Annotated in this window: 17 protein-coding genes; 12 read left to right on the forward strand and 5 right to left on the reverse strand. The window is 56.1% G+C overall.

Annotated elements, in window-relative coordinates; translation table 11 throughout:
- Positions 1–95 precede the first annotated feature (95 nt).
- A complete protein-coding gene (gene leuA / locus soil367_RS07420; protein WP_136548395.1) occupies positions 96–1,772 on the forward strand; it encodes a 2-isopropylmalate synthase in 1,677 nt (558 codons plus the stop codon).
- A gap of 64 nt (positions 1,773–1,836) precedes the next feature.
- On the opposite strand, the gene soil367_RS07425 is transcribed toward leuA, so the two are convergent.
- Together soil367_RS07425 and soil367_RS07430 are read right to left on the reverse strand one after the other, a co-directional pair.
- Complete coding sequence (locus soil367_RS07425) at positions 1,837–4,086, reverse strand: glycosyltransferase (RefSeq protein WP_136548397.1); 2,250 nt, start codon at positions 4,084–4,086, stop codon at positions 1,837–1,839.
- On the reverse strand, positions 4,073–5,143 hold the full coding sequence (locus soil367_RS07430; RefSeq protein WP_172962297.1) for a lysylphosphatidylglycerol synthase transmembrane domain-containing protein: 1,071 nt from the start codon (positions 5,141–5,143) through the stop codon (positions 4,073–4,075). The genes soil367_RS07425 and soil367_RS07430 overlap by 14 nt, the downstream gene beginning before the upstream one ends.
- A gap of 173 nt (positions 5,144–5,316) precedes the next feature.
- Between soil367_RS07430 and soil367_RS07435 the strand changes: the two genes are divergently transcribed.
- The 3 genes from soil367_RS07435 to rluF all read left to right on the forward strand — a co-directional run bounded on the left by soil367_RS07435 (position 5,317) and on the right by rluF (position 7,294).
- A complete protein-coding gene (locus soil367_RS07435; RefSeq protein ID WP_136548401.1) occupies positions 5,317–5,745 on the forward strand; it encodes a hotdog fold thioesterase in 429 nt (142 codons plus the stop codon).
- Between the two features lie 170 nt (positions 5,746–5,915).
- Positions 5,916–6,329 (forward strand): alternative ribosome rescue aminoacyl-tRNA hydrolase ArfB, encoded by a 414-nt coding sequence (gene arfB / locus soil367_RS07440; RefSeq protein WP_136548403.1) that lies wholly within the window; start codon positions 5,916–5,918, stop codon positions 6,327–6,329.
- Entirely contained in the window at positions 6,326–7,294 is a 969-nt protein-coding gene (gene rluF, locus soil367_RS07445) for a 23S rRNA pseudouridine(2604) synthase RluF (protein WP_136548405.1), read from the forward strand. Before arfB ends, rluF begins: the two co-directional genes overlap by 4 nt.
- 30 nt (positions 7,295–7,324) lie before the next feature.
- On the opposite strand, the gene soil367_RS07450 is transcribed toward rluF, so the two are convergent.
- A complete protein-coding gene (locus soil367_RS07450; protein ID WP_136548407.1) occupies positions 7,325–7,699 on the reverse strand; it encodes a hypothetical protein in 375 nt (124 codons plus the stop codon).
- 549 nt (positions 7,700–8,248) lie between these two features.
- Between soil367_RS07450 and soil367_RS07455 the strand changes: the two genes are divergently transcribed.
- The 3 genes from soil367_RS07455 to soil367_RS07465 all read left to right on the forward strand — a co-directional run bounded on the left by soil367_RS07455 (position 8,249) and on the right by soil367_RS07465 (position 9,618).
- Positions 8,249–8,599, forward strand: a complete 351-nt coding sequence (locus soil367_RS07455) for a DUF1840 domain-containing protein (RefSeq protein WP_136548409.1) — start codon at positions 8,249–8,251, stop codon at positions 8,597–8,599.
- Positions 8,600–8,722: 123 nt separating this feature from the next.
- Complete coding sequence (tpx, locus tag soil367_RS07460) at positions 8,723–9,223, forward strand: thiol peroxidase (protein ID WP_136548411.1); 501 nt, start codon at positions 8,723–8,725, stop codon at positions 9,221–9,223.
- Between the two features lie 98 nt (positions 9,224–9,321).
- The gene (locus soil367_RS07465; RefSeq protein ID WP_136548413.1) at positions 9,322–9,618 is read left to right on the forward strand and encodes a DUF1244 domain-containing protein; all 297 of its coding nucleotides are present in this window, start codon (positions 9,322–9,324) and stop codon (positions 9,616–9,618) included.
- A 52-nt stretch (positions 9,619–9,670) separates the two neighbouring features.
- Here soil367_RS07465 and soil367_RS07470 read toward each other — a convergent pair whose 3' ends face one another.
- Positions 9,671–10,102, reverse strand: a complete 432-nt coding sequence (locus soil367_RS07470; RefSeq protein ID WP_136548414.1) for an acyl-CoA thioesterase — start codon at positions 10,100–10,102, stop codon at positions 9,671–9,673.
- A gap of 11 nt (positions 10,103–10,113) precedes the next feature.
- Positions 10,114–11,271, reverse strand: a complete 1,158-nt coding sequence (locus tag soil367_RS07475) for an iron-containing alcohol dehydrogenase (RefSeq protein WP_136548416.1) — start codon at positions 11,269–11,271, stop codon at positions 10,114–10,116.
- Between the two features lie 257 nt (positions 11,272–11,528).
- Between soil367_RS07475 and soil367_RS07480 the strand changes: the two genes are divergently transcribed.
- The 5 genes from soil367_RS07480 to pntB all read left to right on the forward strand — a co-directional run bounded on the left by soil367_RS07480 (position 11,529) and on the right by pntB (position 16,447).
- On the forward strand, positions 11,529–12,041 hold the full coding sequence (locus soil367_RS07480; protein WP_136548418.1) for a hypothetical protein: 513 nt from the start codon (positions 11,529–11,531) through the stop codon (positions 12,039–12,041).
- Positions 12,042–12,365: 324 nt separating this feature from the next.
- The gene (locus soil367_RS07485; RefSeq protein WP_136548420.1) at positions 12,366–13,007 is read left to right on the forward strand and encodes a hypothetical protein; all 642 of its coding nucleotides are present in this window, start codon (positions 12,366–12,368) and stop codon (positions 13,005–13,007) included.
- 89 nt (positions 13,008–13,096) lie between these two features.
- On the forward strand, positions 13,097–13,366 hold the full coding sequence (locus soil367_RS07490; RefSeq protein WP_136548422.1) for a hypothetical protein: 270 nt from the start codon (positions 13,097–13,099) through the stop codon (positions 13,364–13,366).
- Between the two features lie 115 nt (positions 13,367–13,481).
- Entirely contained in the window at positions 13,482–15,047 is a 1,566-nt protein-coding gene (locus tag soil367_RS07495) for a Re/Si-specific NAD(P)(+) transhydrogenase subunit alpha (protein WP_136548424.1), read from the forward strand.
- 11 nt (positions 15,048–15,058) lie between these two features.
- A complete protein-coding gene (gene pntB, locus soil367_RS07500) occupies positions 15,059–16,447 on the forward strand; it encodes a Re/Si-specific NAD(P)(+) transhydrogenase subunit beta (RefSeq protein ID WP_136548426.1) in 1,389 nt (462 codons plus the stop codon).
- Positions 16,448–16,805: the final 358 nt, after the last annotated feature.

Raw genomic sequence — 16,805 nt, forward strand, 5'->3', positions numbered from 1 at the left:
GCGGACCGCGTCGCCGGTACAGGCGTTACGGCTTGTGTGCCGGAACGTACAAAACCCAGGAGCCGGATCGAGATTTTTCCCAGAGGATATGAAAAATGGCTTTCGACCACCGCAAGTATCGCCCGTTTACGCCCATCCGTAAGACAGACCGTCGCTGGCCCGACCGCGTTATCGAGCGCGCGCCGACCTGGTGCGCGGTGGATCTGCGCGACGGTAATCAGGCGCTGGTGAAGCCAATGAATATCCATCAGAAGCAGCGTCTTTTCGATCTTCTCGTAAAACTGGGTTTCAAACAGATCGAGATCGGGTTTCCCTCTGCCAGCCAACCCGACTTCGACTTCTGCCGCAAGCTGATCGAGGAAGACCGGGTGCCGGAAGATGTCCAGATTCAGGCATTGACCCAGGCCCGCCCAGAGCTGATCGCGCGTACCTACGAAGCGCTCAAGGGCGCCAGGAAAGCCATCGTTCATGTCTATAATTCGACCTCTACGGTGCAGCGTGAGCAGGTCTTCAATCTTGATCGTGCCGGTATCTGTGACATTGCCCGCAAAGGGGCGGAGATGGTGCGCGACCACGCGCGCGACTACCCAGACACAGACTGGACCTTCCAATACTCACCGGAAAGCTTCACCGGGACCGAACTGGACTTCGCCAAGGAAGTCGTGGACGCGGTGACGGACGTATGGCGGCCGGACCAGGGTCAGAAAGTTATCCTGAATCTGCCCGCAACCGTAGAGATGGCGTCGCCGAATGTGTTTGCCGACCAGATCGAGTGGATTTGCGACAATATCAATTACCGCGAACATTTGAGTATCAGCGTGCACACCCATAACGATCGTGGTTGCGGTGTCGCGGCAGCGGAGCTGGCGGTGATGGCCGGGGCTGACCGGGTTGAAGGCACGTTGCTGGGTAACGGCGAGCGCACCGGTAACATGGACCTGGTGACCATGGCCATGAACCTGTACTCCCAAGGCATTGATCCGGAGGTGGACCTTTCCGGTATGGCGGAGATCATCGAGACGGTCGAAGCCTGTACCGAGATAAGCACTCATCCCCGTCACGCCTACGCCGGTGAGCTGGTCTTTACGGCCTTCTCGGGAAGCCACCAGGATGCCATCCGCAAGTGTCTTTCACGGCGCAAGGACGGCGATGTCTGGAACGTTGCCTATCTGCCGATCGACCCACGCGACCTGGGTCGCAGGTACGAGGAGGTGGTAAGGATCAACAGTCAGTCCGGTAAGGGCGGTGTCGCCCACGTGCTGGAACGCGACTACGACATAAGTTTGCCGCGCTGGTTACAGATCGAGTTTGCCCGCGTCGTCCAGAAGGAAGCCGAAGGCGAGGGTGGTGAGATCGACTCCTTCAGTATTCACAAACTGTTCGACAGGGATTACTTGCAGGTGCCGAAGGGCTGGCGGCTTCGCACCTACGACCTGCATCGGACAGATGCAGGCGTGCAGGCCAGGATAGAGTTCGGTAACGGCACCAGCTCAGTCCTGAACGGTCAGGGGCAGGGGGCACTTGAGGCCTTGGCGGAAGCGCTTGAGAAACGATACGGCGTTAAAATAGTGATCGAAGCCTACGATGAATTTGCCCTTGGGGAAGGAACCAGCGCCAATGCCATGGCCTGTATTCGGGCGCAGATCGATGGCGAGCTCTATAGCGCCGCGGCGTTAGCCGAGGATACAACATCAGCCAACCTGCAGGCGCTCCTCTCGGCGGTGGCGCGCAAGGTTGAAGCCGCCGCGGTGGATACCGCCGCCGTAGGCTGAGACTTCGGCGATCCGCAACAGGACCCGGCGCTGGATCAAGCCGTGTCCTGTTGCAGTCTGGCGGTTATCTGAGGGAGGCGCGCTTCTTTCGGCCTTGTGTTTTCTGCTGTTCCCGGGCCGCCAGAACATATGCGTATATCCGGCGTACGTCGCGGGCAAAGTTCTGGACGGAGAAATCGCGGGCGAACTCCCGCGCGTTCTTGCTCAGTTTGTCTCTCAGCTCATCGTCTTGCAGCAGCTCCGTGACTTTGGCCAGCCACTTGTTCTGATCTTCGACTGTTTTGAAACCGTTTAGCCCCTCTTTCACCACATCATCAATGCCGCTGGACCTCACTGCCACGACGGGTAGACCCGCCGCCATCGCCTCAAGGATGACCATGCCCTGGGTCTCGGACTTGGAGGCGAACAAAAAAGCGTGACCCAGCTGGTAGTAGGCACAGATATCATCGGGCGCTACGCTACCGACCAGTGTCACCACCCTACTCAGACCCAAGTCATCAATTCGGCGTTGTAGCCTGTCCCGATCGCTGCCATCGCCAATGATAAGGAATCGAAACGGAACCGGGCTGTTCTGATAGAGGGTGCGTGCGGCAGCCAACATGAACTCAATATTTTTTTCTCTGCTGAGCCTGGACACGCTGATCAGTACGCGCTCGCCTTTGAGGTTGAGTGACGCCCGGAGGCTCGTGAGTTTTTCAGGGTCTACCTGTTGAAACCGGTCAAAATCGATACCGGTAGGCTGGACGAAGATGTTGGTGCGTACGCCCAGCACACGCAGGTATTCTTCGGCGGAGTATGTCGGGACGATTACGCCGTCGCATTTGTTGGCAAATCGCTTGATCAGGTAGTGCGAGATCAGATTGCGAAAGAGCAGGCCCGGCAGCGGAACGAAGTGCGCATAGTGCTCCAGGCGTGTGTGGTAGGTGTAGACCACCGGCACGCGACGTCGCCGTGCAATCCAGATACCCAGGCTGCCTAGCCAGAAAGGATGGTGAACATGAACAATGTCTGGGTTAAATTCTGCCGCGGCACGACGCAAACGGGGGTGAAAAATATTGGCGAGGCGGAACTCCTGCTGCTCGCCGAAGGCAAGTAGGGAGGTGGCACGTACCACTTCGTCATTTTCCGGCTTCTGGCCTTTATAGCTGGGGGCGATGATGAGGACTCTCTGACCGAGTTCCACCAGGCCCTGTCGCAAACGTTCAATCGAAATCGGAACGCCGCCGATAAAAGGGAGGTAGTTATTGGTCAGTAAGGCGACTTTAAGGGGCTTTTCGAGAAAGGGGCCAGGGTCCAGGTCGAAATTGGGGTAGTAGTCGCGCTCCTCGAAAATGAGCTGATGGAGCTTGATCGCCACTACGATCAATATGCATACGAGAAGTATGAAGTTGTGGTAGCCGACGTAAAAGAGCGAGTGGATGAAGAACCACAAGCTCTCCAGGGTCTTGAAGACGGTGTGTTGACCGATGTTCAGCGGCTCAAGCTGGATCTTTGCCGTGTCGCCGTCAACCGTCACAGTGACGAAATGATAGAAGCTTTCGTCATCATTTATGACGAGGCCACCCGCGCCACCCGTCGTAACGTAGATCGTGCCATCCCGCTCAATGCGTTGATACAGCGAGAGGTTCGCGGAAAAAACCGCGTCTACGGGATACTGCTGGATGAGGTCGATCAAACCTCTGCGAAACTCAGAATCGGCAATGTAGTGTTCGTCGCCGTAGAGAAGCGTTTCTTCATGAGTCTGGTAGACCGGATGCCCAAGGAACAGGAAGGTATTATCCGCTGTATTACCCGCGAGTTGTTCGTCCAGCCAGCGCAGCTGCCAGCCGCTGGGCGTCTTGCCCGTGGAATCCAGGAAAATAAAGCGACTGTTGCCGGCGGTGAAACTGTAAAAGTAGGGTCCGTAATGCTCGTAAAAGCGGAAGCTGCCAAAATTGCTGAACTCGTTCTCGCCGAAGGTGAGCACATACGGAACGTCGAGATGGCTCAGGGTGCGGTTGAGCGCGCGGTACTTGTCCTCACCGCCGTTACTGACGGCGTTGCCGGCGGACACGACAAAGTCGACCCCAGCTGTGTTGAGCATGGGTACGATTTTGCGTTCATAAATCCCGACTGAATTGTTGATGTTACCGACAACCGCAAACCGGTATTGGTCTCGACCGGCGAGATCAGTCTGTATCTGTTCAACCTGTTCACTGTGGACCGAATCGAAATCCTGCTCAAAGAAATTGAGATAGATCTTGTAGCCGATGAGTGCAAGCACGACGACAAGGTTGATGTAGAAAACCCATTTCAGGTAGTTACGCCCGCCCATGCATGCTCCTCGTCCGCATCAGTTCGGCCTGGGTCACGAATACACCGATCAACATGCCCAGGTAGATCGTCAGCAGTCGCCACGCAACCGTAACCAGGACAAGATGATTACCGCTCAGAACTCCGCTGAAGAAATGCCCGAATACGCCTTCCGCTATACCGGACGCTCCAGGTGTAGGGGAGAAGTACATAATAAAGGTCGTAATCACCAACAGGCCGACAACATTGAGGTAAGAAACATCATAACCGAGTGCCTGCATGAGCAGGGCCGGGAAACTGAACAGGCTGAGCAAGAACACGACGGTAAATATGACGGAGAGCAAGACATCACCGGGCGCTCCTTTTCTGTACGCTGCGAAACTATGGGCAAATCTCAGCATCTCCCGCTTGCTTTTGAAACGCCAGTGCATCTGACGATCGGTGTTGATCAGGTTCACCCGATGAAGCGCGTTAATAATGAGCGTCAGGGGGGGGAGCAACCAGCGGGTACGTAGTAGCAGAATCGCGAAAAAGCCCAGATACAACGTGATGAAGACTGCGAGGTAAGCGGCGATTTGTCCACTGATGGCACTGTTTTCCAAAGATTCCAGGCTAAGTAGAAAAAGAGGTGTTGCAACAAATATAAATACAACCGCAAGCAGTGTTCGTATTGTCGTGGCCGCGGTTGCGGTGCCCAGCGGTATTCCCTGGCGTTGCATGTACCAGATCTGGGCGAATCCGCCGCCGGTCGCCATCGGTGTGACGTTGGAGAAAAAGATGTTTATAAACACGAGTCGGAAGACTTTTCCCCGGGACATACGGTGGCCGAGCGCGCGCAGCGTAAAGTGCAGACGCAGACCGTCGGCCACGTAATAGACGATCAGCAGCAGCAGAACCCAAAGCAGAAAGGGAAAGGAGACAAGTCGCCAGTCGAAAGAGAAGCTGCGTTCGGCAAATTGCGCATATATAACGTAAACGCCAGCGCTACTCAGAAGGATAAACAGAATTGTGAACAGGACCAGACGCTTGAAGGGTATCGCGCGCAGGCCGCTACTTGAAGGTGACGTGTTGGGGTCCATGGAATTCCGCAGAGTCTAATTTGCCGGCAGTTTACGTGTGCACGGGAAAACTGGCGAGCCTCAATATGGCTCCGCGTTTCCGAAGATCATCATTTGCTGTAATCTTCTCGATCCGCAGGATCTACAAATACGGCCCCGGCCTTTGATTAACCTGAATCTGGAGAGCCAACACGGTGACGATCTGGCATAGCAAGCCCACGATAGAGCAACTGACGGCTTCGTCCCAGCAGACCCTGGTCAGCCATCTGGGCATTGAATTACTTGAGCTTGGCGACGACTTCCTGAGCGGGCGTATGCCCGTCGATAAGCGGACGATTCAGCCGGCGGGCATTCTTCACGGCGGTGCCTCCGTAGTACTCGCTGAAACCCTTGGCAGTATCGCCGCCAATCTATGCCTGAAGAAGCCCGACACGATGGCGGTAGGGCTCGATATTAACGCCAATCACGTACGCCCCATGATGCAGGGCTGGGTGTACGGCTTTGCCAGGCCGCTGCACATAGGCGGCTCGACCCAGCTTTGGGAAATCAGGATTGTGGACGAGGATGATCGTCTGGTCTGTATTTCCCGTTTGACCATGGCGGTTGTGCCGCGTCGGAACTGATCACAAGACCAGCTGAACACCCGCAGGCAGCAGTATTCACCCCGACCGGCGGCAGTAGTCACTCCGACAGGCAGTCGCTACTCCAACAGGCGGTAGTTGCTCCAGCAGGCAGCAGTTACTCCAGCAGGCAATTGTCAGGAGCCCACAAGCAACCAACCGGAGCTAATGTCGTGCTTACACTTTCTCGAGGCGTGGTTATTCCCGAACAAGAGATCGAGATAACGGCCATTCGGGCGCAGGGGGCCGGTGGTCAGAACGTGAACAAGGTCTCCAGTGCGGTTCACCTGCGTTTCGATATCCGCGCGTCTTCACTCCCTGAAGACTATAAAGAGAAGCTGTTGGCCTTGAGCGACCAGCGCATTACCCGCCAGGGCATCGTTGTTATAAAAGGCCAGCAGTTCCGCAGTCAGGAAGTCAATCGTGAGAATGCCCTTGCGCGCCTGGCTGAGCTGATCGAATCCGTAGCTAAGGTCGATAAGCCGAGAAGGCCCACCCGGCCCAGCCTTAATGCCCGTAAGAAGCGGGTAGACCGCAAAACACAACGGGGCCGACTTAAGCAGGCGCGGGGTAGAGTCGACCCATGAACAACACCAACTCGGGCACGACACGTCTGAATAAATTCATCAGTGAGACCGGCATCTGTTCACGTCGTGAAGCAGACCGGTTCATCGATGAAGGCAGGGTCCGGGTCAATGGCCGTACGGCCGAGATGGGCATGCGAGTGTCGCCTGAGGACAAGGTCGAGGTTAATGGGAAAAACCTGCGCGCCAAGCCGGCCCCTGTGTACATCGCCTTCAATAAACCAGTCGGTATAACCTGCACCACAGATCCCGAAGTGCCGGGTAACATTATCGAGGCTGTGCGTTACCGCGGCCGTATCTTCCCCATAGGCCGCCTCGATAAGCCCTCCGAAGGTCTCATCCTGCTGACAAACGACGGCGACATCGTCAACAAGATCCTGCGGGCGGGTAACGCCCACGAGAAAGAGTATCTTGTAACCGTCGACCGGCCAGTCGACAGTGAATTTGTGCAGAAAATGGGGGGCGGGCTACCTGTGCTTGGCACCGTGACGCAACCCTGTAAAGTTCGCCAGACTTCTGCCACCAGCTTCAACATCATTCTGACACAAGGTCTGAACCGCCAAATTCGGCGAATGGCCGAATACCTGGGCTATAACGTGACGCGCCTGAAGCGATTGCGGGTAATGAATATAGGCCTGGGAAAACTGAAAGTCGGGGAGTGGCGCGAGCTGACCCGTGCCGAGATACGGACAATCGATGCGATGATCGCTGGTTCAAGCAAAACTGAGGAGGCTTCCGGCACTTCTCGCAGCACCAAGGCGTCGGATGAAAAACGCAGCCCTGGTGCTCCGGCGCGCGCCAGACGGCGCGTGAAAGCCGGGCCGGGCGTTTCACGTAAGCCTGCCGGTGCAGACAGCGGTAGCCGGCGTGGAAGAGATAAAGCACCAGCGCCCAAGCCATCATCTACCAGAAAACCCTCAACCACAGCGCCTTCCACAAAAGCCCATAGGCGTAGAAAAAGCCGGTAGATCGGCCTGAACAGGTCGTGCCAGGACGTGCTAACTCGACGCCTCGAGCGCCTGAGACAGCTCGGCAGTGCGGCCGCTGGATACGATGCCGTTGCCAGAAACAACGCCGTCGCTGCAACGAGCCTGCTGGTGGAGGGAGCCGATCAGCGCATTCCATCTGCTTTCAACCTCTTCAAGCCAGTAGAACCGCTGTTCGCCGCCCTGAGAGGCGCATATTGCTGCCTGCACAACATGGTCCACCAAGGTTCGTATGGTCGGAGCCAAGTAGGGGCGCTGGCGTGATGTCATCGTTTCGAGACGCTGCTGCGCGCAACGTAATTCGGCGACTGTCGCCCCGTGCATGAGTACTTCAAGCGTGTTCCACAGTTCCTGCTGCTCATCCTGAGTCAAAGTCGGCCACTGCATGGTGTGTTCCTCTGTTTCATGTAAGTCTGCTCATTCGAAGCTGGCGTCCTGCCAGTCGAGGACGGCGGGATTATGCCACTCAATATGCTGCAGAAAAGTGAACAGTCGGGTTTCTGATAAAGGTTTAATGACCGAAACAGATTGGAATCGGCTGTTATGAAGGACACTGGACCCTTCTTCGCGGGGACGTCCTGCGCATGGCCATGCGGTACCCTGGGCGATGCGGTACTTAGTGTTGCGGTACTTAGTGTTAAAGGATATTCAGCTGCGCGGTGCCGTAGCGCTTCTGCAGATGTCAGATGCTCACTTTCAGGCGCATCTGGAAGCCTGCCTCAGGATAAGCCGAAAACGATCAATTGCCGGTGCGTGACTGCGTTGCCTCTGCCGGTAAACCTTGAAGGTAAGCACTGTACAACACTGTAAACGATTATCTGATGCCAGAAGATACGTTGGCTTTTAAGGCAAAGCCTGCGCGATCTGAGGTACGCTGAGTGCTCAGAATCGCGCTGAACCTTCAAAGTGATTCCAAGCAACAGGAGCATTGAGGCCATGCTGATAACCTTCAAGAGCCCGGCAGCGAGCGACACCACCTACGTGGGCCCCATTGGCGAACGTTTTCTGAAGATGATGGGCAGGAGCAAGAATGTACCCGGCGCAATGTTTGCTGATGACGTGCCTGGCGCACTGGCGCAGCTTCGGGATGAACTGCAACGGATAGAAGAACAGGAGCGGCAGGCTGAAGAGGCCGCTCGCGAGCGCAGGACGCAAGACGCCGGAGATCCCAACCGAAAGGATGAGAATGGGTCTGAGAATTATGTTTCCATAACCCGACGTGCCCATCCCCTGATACAACTGCTCGAGAAGTCGATTGACGCCGAATGTGAAGTAATCTGGGAATAGTCGTTGCCTGAACCACACGCTGCACTGGCATGAGCCCGCGTAGCCCACGCTTGCGTCGAGCCACCGGTTGACGTCATCGGGGCACCGGTCCTGAAAACAACTGCTAAAAAACGGAGAAGTGAGATGAATCAAGTAATGCTGAAAGGGAATCCGGTAGAGGTAGAGGGCAAGTTTCCAGAACAAGGTGACAGGGCGCCTTCCTTTACACTGACTAAAACTGACCTGCAGGATGTAGGGCTCAGCGATTTTTCAGGGAAGAAGAAGTTGCTGAATATCATTCCCAGCGTCGACACAGGAGTCTGTGCAGCTTCCGCAAGAAAGTTCAACGAAAAAGCGCAGAAGACAGCGGATACCGTTGTTCTGGTGGTGTCAGCAGACCTGCCGTTTGCGGCAGCCCGATTTTGCGGCGCCGAAGGGCTGGACAATGTTTTGCCGCTGTCGACCTTCAGGCACCCTGAGTTTGCACTGGACTACGGTGTGGCGCTAAACAGTGGTCCTATGGCCGGGCTGTGTGCAAGGGCAGTGGTCGTGCTGGACGAAGCCGACAAAGTGCTCTATTCCCAGCTGGTGACCGAAATCACCGAAGAGCCTGATTATGACGCCGCGCTGGCCGCGCTGCAGTAGCACGGTTCGTTCACCTCGGGCTGGCGACCTGGGCGCCCGAGGGTTGAGAGTCAACACCACCCGCATGTAATCCCGCTATCCGTCCTTGGAGTACCGACATGGCCGACCAGAGTCCCAGCGACAGAACCGAAATCGAAGCAGCAGTGTTCCGGCGGCTTTTGGCCCACCTCGACACCCATAAAGAAGTACAGAATATAGACCTCATGAACCTCGCCCATTTTTGCCGCAACTGTCTTTCCAAATGGTACGCGGCGGAGGCAGGAGAGAGAGGCCACAGTCTGGGTTATGAAGAGGCTCGGGAACGCGTCTACGGAATGCCCTACGAGGAGTGGAAAACACGCTATCAGAAGCCGGCAACGAAAGAACAGCAGGCAGCGTTTGAGAAAAAAGCCTAGCCGTGCATTGTTCCGCGGGCACGGCCCGGCAGTCCAGGCAGCAGGGCTGCGATCAGCGAAGTTGCTCCAGCGCTCGGCGGATACTGGCCGGAACAGGCGTGCTGCTATTATCGCTTCGGCTTACAAAGACATGCACGAACTGGCCATAAGCGGCGGGCTCGTCTTCACCCGCCCTGAAAATGCCCACTCCGTACTGGACTGAACTATTACCTATACGGTCTACCTTGATGCCCGCTTCAATAGGCTCCGGAAACGCGATAGGGCGTCGGTAGGTGCAGTTCGAGCTGACCACAAAACCGGCAGCGTCCCCGTTATGAATATCGAGCCCGCCCTGGCGAATCAGAAACGCGTTAACCGCAGTGTCAAAGTAAGAGTAATAGGTGACGTTATTGACATGGCCATACACGTCGTTGTCCATCCATCGTGTCGAAATGGACTCGAAGGCCTTGAAATCTCTTCTGATGGGGTCTCGTTCGTCGCTCATTTACGCTCCCGTTAAAACGCGGCCTGATAAATTGCCAGCGCCTCGTCCCGTGACATTTCGCGAGGGTTATTGACCAGCAAACGTTGTTGCAGCATCGCATCATCGGCCAGCTGCGGCAGGACGCTTTCGGGCACGTTGAGTTCCCGCAGGCGTGTTGGCAAGCCTGCGTCAACAATCATGGTTTCAAGGTGATCGATCAACTGGTCGGCGGGCGCGGAGCCCCGTTTTAGCTGCTGACCCATAATAATCTCCGCCAGTTCCCCGTAGTGTTCTGCCGCAACACCCACGTTGAAGCGCAGGACATGGGGCAGGACGAGGGAGTTGCTCAACCCGTGAGGTATGTGGAAGTGGCCGCCCAAGGGGTAGGCCAGCGCGTGGACCGCCGCAACAGGTGCGTTGGCAAACGCCTGGCCCGCCATCATAGCCCCCAGCAACATCTGGCCGCGGGCCTCGAGGTTGGTTCCGTCCTTCACCGCCGTCAGTAAGTTGGCTGAGAGACGACGGAGAGCTTCCCGGGCGAAGAAATCCGACATCTCGTTTTTACGAATCTTGCTGGTGTAGGCCTCAATCGCGTGCACCATTGCATCGATGCCTGTCGCTGCAGTCACATGAGGCGGAAGTCCCACCGTGAGCTGCGGGTCGAGCAAGGCAATGTCGGGCAGCAGGCGCTCCGAAACGACGCCGCTTTTGGTCGTTTCGCCAGTCGTTACGATAGCGATGGGGGTGACTTCGGATCCGGTACCGGCGGTTGTCGGGACCTGGATCAGAGGCAGGCGTCCGCCGCGGGCTTTCTCCACCCCGTAGACGTCTGCAAGGGTCTGAGTAGAGTCTGGGTGTGCGAGGAGAGCGACAAGCTTGGCTACGTCCATGGAACTGCCGCCGCCGAACCCGATAATCATGTCCGCGCGCTGTGTTCGCGCCACGTCAATTGCCCGGGTGACGATGTGGTCAGCCGGATCGGCTTCCACGTCCTGAAATACCACTACGGGCAAACGTTCCCGGTCGAAGTCGGCCAGTACGTCATCAAGCAGGCCCAGTTTCATTATTCCCGGATCGGTAATGATGACGACGGCGCGGGCGTTATTCTCACGGCATACGCGTGCCAGCCTTGCGGCGCTGCCTGCTTCGTATATTACGGTTTTTACAGATGAGAAGCTGAAGGGACCCATGTGGTTTCTCCAAACGCCGGGGGTACGGAGGATGATCCTGCCATTGCAGGTCCCCAATGGCAACGCGTGCAAGCTGCTGCCGGGGTTGAGCTTCGCACCCGGGCCTGAAACTAGCCTTTTACGCCATTATAAACCCTTTATTAACAAAGCATTATTCTGGCCTTTTAACTTTTACTCCCAAGCTGATCCTGCGTACATTGATTGCGAGGTGCAGGAAAAGAAATCCTGTTTATAAACCGAGTGAGGGAGAGACTCCTATGAAATTTAAACCTCTTATTGTATCTGCGTGTTTAGTATTCGTGCCGCTTGGTGTAACGGCAGCGCCTTCAACAGGCGACAAGCTGTTTACTTTGGCAGGATCTGGGTCAAGCGACAAAGATCTCGATAACAATCAGTTCAATGTCAGCTTTGATGTTGGTCAGTACATGACTGATCAGACAGCTGTCGGCATCCGGCAGAGCGCTGGTGCTGCAGATCTGGGTGACGACTCTTCCTGGACTGGTGCGACCCGCGTATTTGCTGACTATCACTTTGGTCGTGCAGATATGCAGCCTTTCCTCGGCGCTAATATCGGCGGCATCTACGGCGATGGGGTCGATGAAACCTTCTTTGCAGGTCCCGAATTCGGCCTCAAGTACTACATGAAGCGCGAAACCTATCTTAGCGTGCAGGCCGAGTACCAGGTTTTCTTCGACAACTCCAATGACGTCGAGAATAACTACGACAACGGCGCATTTGTTTACAGTGCCGGTCTCGGTATTAATTTCTAGAACTGGCTCTACCCAATACTCTGCCTTGGCTTTGCAATGTGATGTCCGGGCAGAATATTACTCAACCCAGAGTGTCCTTGAGAGGCTCTGGGTTGTTTTGTTTTCGCCCGCTCAACTTCGTCAAATGCCGGCCCGGGCACTAGCAGGAGTGCACGGGCGAGGGTGCGGGCGTCTGGCGGCCTTTGAGACTGGGGCAATACTATCATTTGCCCAAGCGGTTATAATCGCTTCGAAGCGTCGAGTCAGGCGGCTATGGCTCCCGATCGCCGGTTGAGCGTGCTCTGAACTGTGCAGAGTGCGGTTCGCTTAAACAGGAACACTACAGTGCTGGATTGGATTAAGAATAACAGCGAGCTTTTAATGGTCGTGGCCAATTTTGGTACGCTACTGATTTGGCTCTTCTACGCCCAATTGCTCTTCCTGGGTTACCGGCGAGAACGCAGGCCGCGTATCCTGATCAACAAGGGTGTGGGTGCCGCTGATCTGGACGCACCGTGCCTGATCTGCAACATGAGCAAAGAACCTGTATTTGTTCAGTCAATCCTGGTTGAGCTTGCGACAAATGACGGGCGATATCTGACGTCGGCTACCGACACAGAAGAGGGCGAGCAGGACACCACCAAAACTTCCATCGGGCGGCGCACCCGCCAGGGGCCGCTCGAGAGCGGAGTTTGCCTGGAAGTACCTTCTTTCCGCATTTTACTTCAGAAAGGTGCTGACGCGGCCGGTGTAGAGCTACAGGATGGGTTGCCGGTCGATCCTGAAGTCAAGCTTGAGAAGCTCACCGTAACGGTTGTGGCTATCTACGGTCCGGAAGATGACCCTTTCGGCGCCGAAAGGGTTTTCGGGCTGGATTGCGAAGACAGGCAGCGCGTCCGCCTAAGGCCCGAGACGCTGGATACTGAGCGCCTCAACTCCAGATTGGACAAAAGGCGGCTGAAAGATCTGGTCGGCCGCTACAACTGACCCGAGCGGTAGTGTTCCGGCTTTCGCGCGATAGCATTCTCGCCACAGGTCAGAAAAGGATTGTACTAGACAGAAAAAGGAGTTTAACCATGGGTAAAATGATACTGGTCTGTTCGGCTGTGGTTATGCTGAGCTCCGGCATGATAATGGCCGAGCCTGTACCTCAGCCGGAAAAGCAGTGTTCCGTTCTGATGGCGCAAGTAGAAAACCGCCTGGCAGAGAACCCCCCGCAGGACCCCGAGTCCGTGGAAACGGCGAAGCAGAAACTGAAGGCCGCCCGGCAGGCTCACGAGGGCGACGACGCCCGTAAGTGCATGAGAAATATAAGAGAAGCTTTCAAAGCACTCAACAAGACCTGACGCTACCGACAGCTGACGGGATTGCAAGATGTGGCCCGCTTCGCTAACGTTCAGCGAACGGAAGAGTGCAGTTAGAGTTAGCCTTCTAAGTATTGATTCACCCGGAGGATGTTGTGTGAAGCTTAGTATTCCCAAGGAAAGTCACGACAACGAGTTCCGCGTCGCCGCAACGCCCGCGTCGGTGCGTAAGCTTACCAAACTGGGCCATAGCGTCTTCGTCCAGAGCGGCGCCGGCGAGGCGGCCAAGTATCCCGACGAAGCCTATAAAGAAGCCGGCGCGGAAATCATAGCCGACGGCAAAAAGCTCTGGTCTGAGGCTGAGTTTGTCCTCAAAGTCAGAGCGCCCGGCAAAAATGAAACGTTGAGCGCTGACGAAATAGACCTCCTGCCGGACGGTGCCCATTTGCTGAGTTTCCTCTGGCCGGCCCAGAATCCAGACTTGCTGGATCGTCTGGCGAAAAAGAATGTGACTGCATTTGCCATCGACGCTTTGCCACGCATCAGCCGTGCACAGAAGATGGATGCGTTGAGTGCGATGGGCAACATCGCGGGCTACCGCGCGGTCGTGGAAGCCGCGGGTCACTTCGGCCGGTTCTTCACGGGGCAGGTGACAGCAGCGGGCAAGGTGCCCCCGGCCAAGGTGCTTATCATTGGTGCCGGCGTTGCTGGGCTTGCCGCAATTGGCGCCGCCCGCGGTATGGGCGCCATCGTTCGGGCGTTTGACACCCGGTTGGAAGTGCGCGAGCAAGTCGAAAGTATGGGCGCTGAGTTCCTCGAGCTTGAGTTTGAGGAAGATGGCAGCGGCAGCGGGGGCTATGCAAAGCAGATGAGCAAGGAGTTCATCGACGCTGAAATGGCCCTGTTTGCCGAGCAGGCGAAGGAAGTGGACATCATCATCACTACCGCGCTTATACCCGGCAAACCTGCACCGCGGCTGATCAGTGCGGAAATGGTTCGGAGTATGAAGCCCGGCAGCGTCGTGGTCGACCTTGCGGCCGAGAAAGGCGGTAACTGCGAACTCAGCGAAGCCGATAAAGTCGTGGTTGCCAATGGTGTCAGCATCATCGGCTACACCGATCTGCCCAGCCGAATGGCGAGTGTATCCAGCGACCTGTATGCGACCAATCTGTTCCACCTGTTGGCCGAGCTTACGCCGGACAAAGACGGGGCAGTAAAAATTAAAGAGGATGATGCGGTTATTCGCGGCATTACGGTCACTCGGGGTGGGCAGGTCTCCTGGCCACCGCCCCAGCCCGAACAACCTGCCAAGCCAGCGGCGCCCGCGCCAAAGCCCAAAACCAGCCAGGCCAGTGCACCTGCCGAAAAAGGGGTTGGCAGTACAGCCTGGAAAGTGATCCTGCTGCTTGTGACCGTGATGGCTCTCTACGGTGTTGGCGCCTATGCACCGGAAAGCTTTTTGTCGCACTTCACCGTCTTTGTGCTGGCGTGTTTCATTGGGTGGCAAGTGGTCTGGAACGTGACTGCTTCGCTGCATACTCCCCTGATGAGCGTCACCAACGCAATCAGCGGCATCATCGTGATCGGTGCGATCATGCACCTGTCGCAAGCTGAGAATGTGGTTATCGGCTTGCTCTCGTTTGTTGCTGTTCTGGTAGCAAGTATCAATATCGGCGGGGGCTTCCGGGTTACCCATCGCATGCTGAAAATGTTTCGTAAGTAAGGGGCGCGCAAATGTCACAAGGACTGATCAGCGTGGCCTACGTGGTCGCGAGCATTCTGTTTATTCTCAGCCTCGGTGGGCTGAGCCATCAGGAATCCGCACGCCGCGGTAATATGTACGGCGTTATCGGTATCCTCATTGCGATTGCGGCGACACTCGCCGGGAGTTTTGACGAGGGCTGGGTCGCTACCGCACTTGCGATTGCTATTGGCGGTGCGGCAGGTATTGTCATTGCGAATAAAGTGGAAATGACTCAGATGCCGCAGCTTGTGGCACTGTTGCACAGCTTTGTTGGGCTCGCCGCCGTTCTGGTTGGTTTTGCCGGCTATGTTGAACCACTCGTGACAACATCTGGCACAGAGCACACGATCAAGCTTGTCGAGGTCTTCATTGGTATTTTTGTCGGCGCAGTTACACTGACCGGTTCGCTTGTCGCTTGCGGAAAGCTGGATGGCAGGATCGACAGCAAGGCACTGACCCTGCCGGGGCGGCATGTGCTCAACCTGATTCTGGTCGGTATCAGCATACTGCTGGGGGCGTGGTTCCTTGGCACTGATAGCATGGCGGTAGGGATACTCTGCCTTGTCGTCATGACGGCACTGGCAGCGCTGCTGGGTGTGCATCTGATCATGGCCATTGGTGGCGCCGATATGCCAGTCGTCGTATCCATGCTGAACAGCTATTCAGGTTGGGCAGCGGCCTCAATAGGCTTCATGTTGGGGAACGACCTTCTGATAGTCACGGGCGCCCTTGTCGGCAGCAGCGGGGCTATCCTTAGCTACATCATGTGCAAGGCCATGAATCGCTCCTTCGTCAGCGTAATTCTGGGCGGCTTTGGTCAAACGTCCAGTAGCGCCGCGGCAACTGATAGCGATCTCTCGGTCCAGGAGATCTCGGTGGAAGATCTGTGCGAGGAACTTCGGAGCGCCGATTCCGTCATCATCGCGCCGGGCTACGGCATGGCCGTGGCACAAGCCCAGAATGCGATCAGCGAGATTACCCAGCGGCTGCGCAAGCAGGGGACAGAAGTGCGCTTTGCGATCCATCCGGTCGCGGGTCGGCTTCCGGGCCATATGAATGTTTTGCTGGCTGAAGCCCATGTTCCATACGATATCGTGCTGGAAATGGACGAAATCAACGCTGATTTTCCGAAGACTGACGTCGTGCTGGTTATTGGCGCCAATGACACGGTAAATCCAAGCGCTGCCGAGGACCCAACCTCGCCGATCGCGGGCATGCCTGTGCTGGAAGTCTGGAATGCAAGGACTGTAGTGGTACTCAAGCGCGGCATGGCTGCGGGTTATTCCGGCGTCGAGAATCCACTCTTCTTCAAAGAAAACACGCGAATGCTGTTCGGCGACGCAAAAGAAAGTGCGGACCGTATACTGAGTGGTCTGTAGCCATAAGGGGTTGAATGTACACGCCTTATCCAACATACAGGTGCTCCGTTCTTCAGTGGATACTCGTGTTGATAAGGCTACCGTATACAACGCTTTGCGATTCACTGTGGTCGAGGAGAGCCTCACTGCCGGCTGAGGGCAAATAAGGTAACCGGGAAGCGATCGCCAATTGGGCGATCGCTTCCCGTCCCAGCGGCTTCAAGCGTTAGATGACTTATACTTAACTCGGTTTTAACCGTTACTGTTGTTATCGTTAAAGGGTCAGGGATTGACAGGGAATGGATTGAATTAGGGAACAATGACCCCAACGGACTGGGGCTGAGCAAGGAAAAGGACTGAAGCTTAGGGAAACTAATTT

It is taken from the genome of Hydrocarboniclastica marina, from assembly GCF_004851605.1.
Classification (GTDB): Bacteria; Pseudomonadota; Gammaproteobacteria; order Pseudomonadales; family Oleiphilaceae; genus Hydrocarboniclastica; species Hydrocarboniclastica marina.

Bases quoted from the DNA above. Each gene is read 5' to 3' on its own strand.
- soil367_RS07470 (WP_136548414.1), bottom strand. From the start codon at position 10,102: ATGAGCGACGAACGAGACCCCATCAGAAGAGATTTCAAGGCCTTCGAG.
- soil367_RS07430 (WP_172962297.1), bottom strand. From the start codon at position 5,143: ATGGACCCCAACACGTCACCTTCAAGTAGCGGCCTGCGCGCGATACCC.
- soil367_RS07490 (WP_136548422.1), top strand. From the start codon at position 13,097: ATGGGTAAAATGATACTGGTCTGTTCGGCTGTGGTTATGCTGAGCTCC.
- pntB (WP_136548426.1), top strand. From the start codon at position 15,059: ATGTCACAAGGACTGATCAGCGTGGCCTACGTGGTCGCGAGCATTCTG.
- soil367_RS07450 (WP_136548407.1), bottom strand. From the start codon at position 7,699: ATGCAGTGGCCGACTTTGACTCAGGATGAGCAGCAGGAACTGTGGAAC.
- soil367_RS07455 (WP_136548409.1), top strand. From the start codon at position 8,249: ATGCTGATAACCTTCAAGAGCCCGGCAGCGAGCGACACCACCTACGTG.
- soil367_RS07425 (WP_136548397.1), bottom strand. From the start codon at position 4,086: ATGGGCGGGCGTAACTACCTGAAATGGGTTTTCTACATCAACCTTGTC.
- soil367_RS07475 (WP_136548416.1), bottom strand. From the start codon at position 11,271: ATGGGTCCCTTCAGCTTCTCATCTGTAAAAACCGTAATATACGAAGCA.
- rluF (WP_136548405.1), top strand. From the start codon at position 6,326: ATGAACAACACCAACTCGGGCACGACACGTCTGAATAAATTCATCAGT.
- soil367_RS07480 (WP_136548418.1), top strand. From the start codon at position 11,529: ATGAAATTTAAACCTCTTATTGTATCTGCGTGTTTAGTATTCGTGCCG.
- leuA (WP_136548395.1), top strand. From the start codon at position 96: ATGGCTTTCGACCACCGCAAGTATCGCCCGTTTACGCCCATCCGTAAG.
- tpx (WP_136548411.1), top strand. From the start codon at position 8,723: ATGAATCAAGTAATGCTGAAAGGGAATCCGGTAGAGGTAGAGGGCAAG.
- soil367_RS07465 (WP_136548413.1), top strand. From the start codon at position 9,322: ATGGCCGACCAGAGTCCCAGCGACAGAACCGAAATCGAAGCAGCAGTG.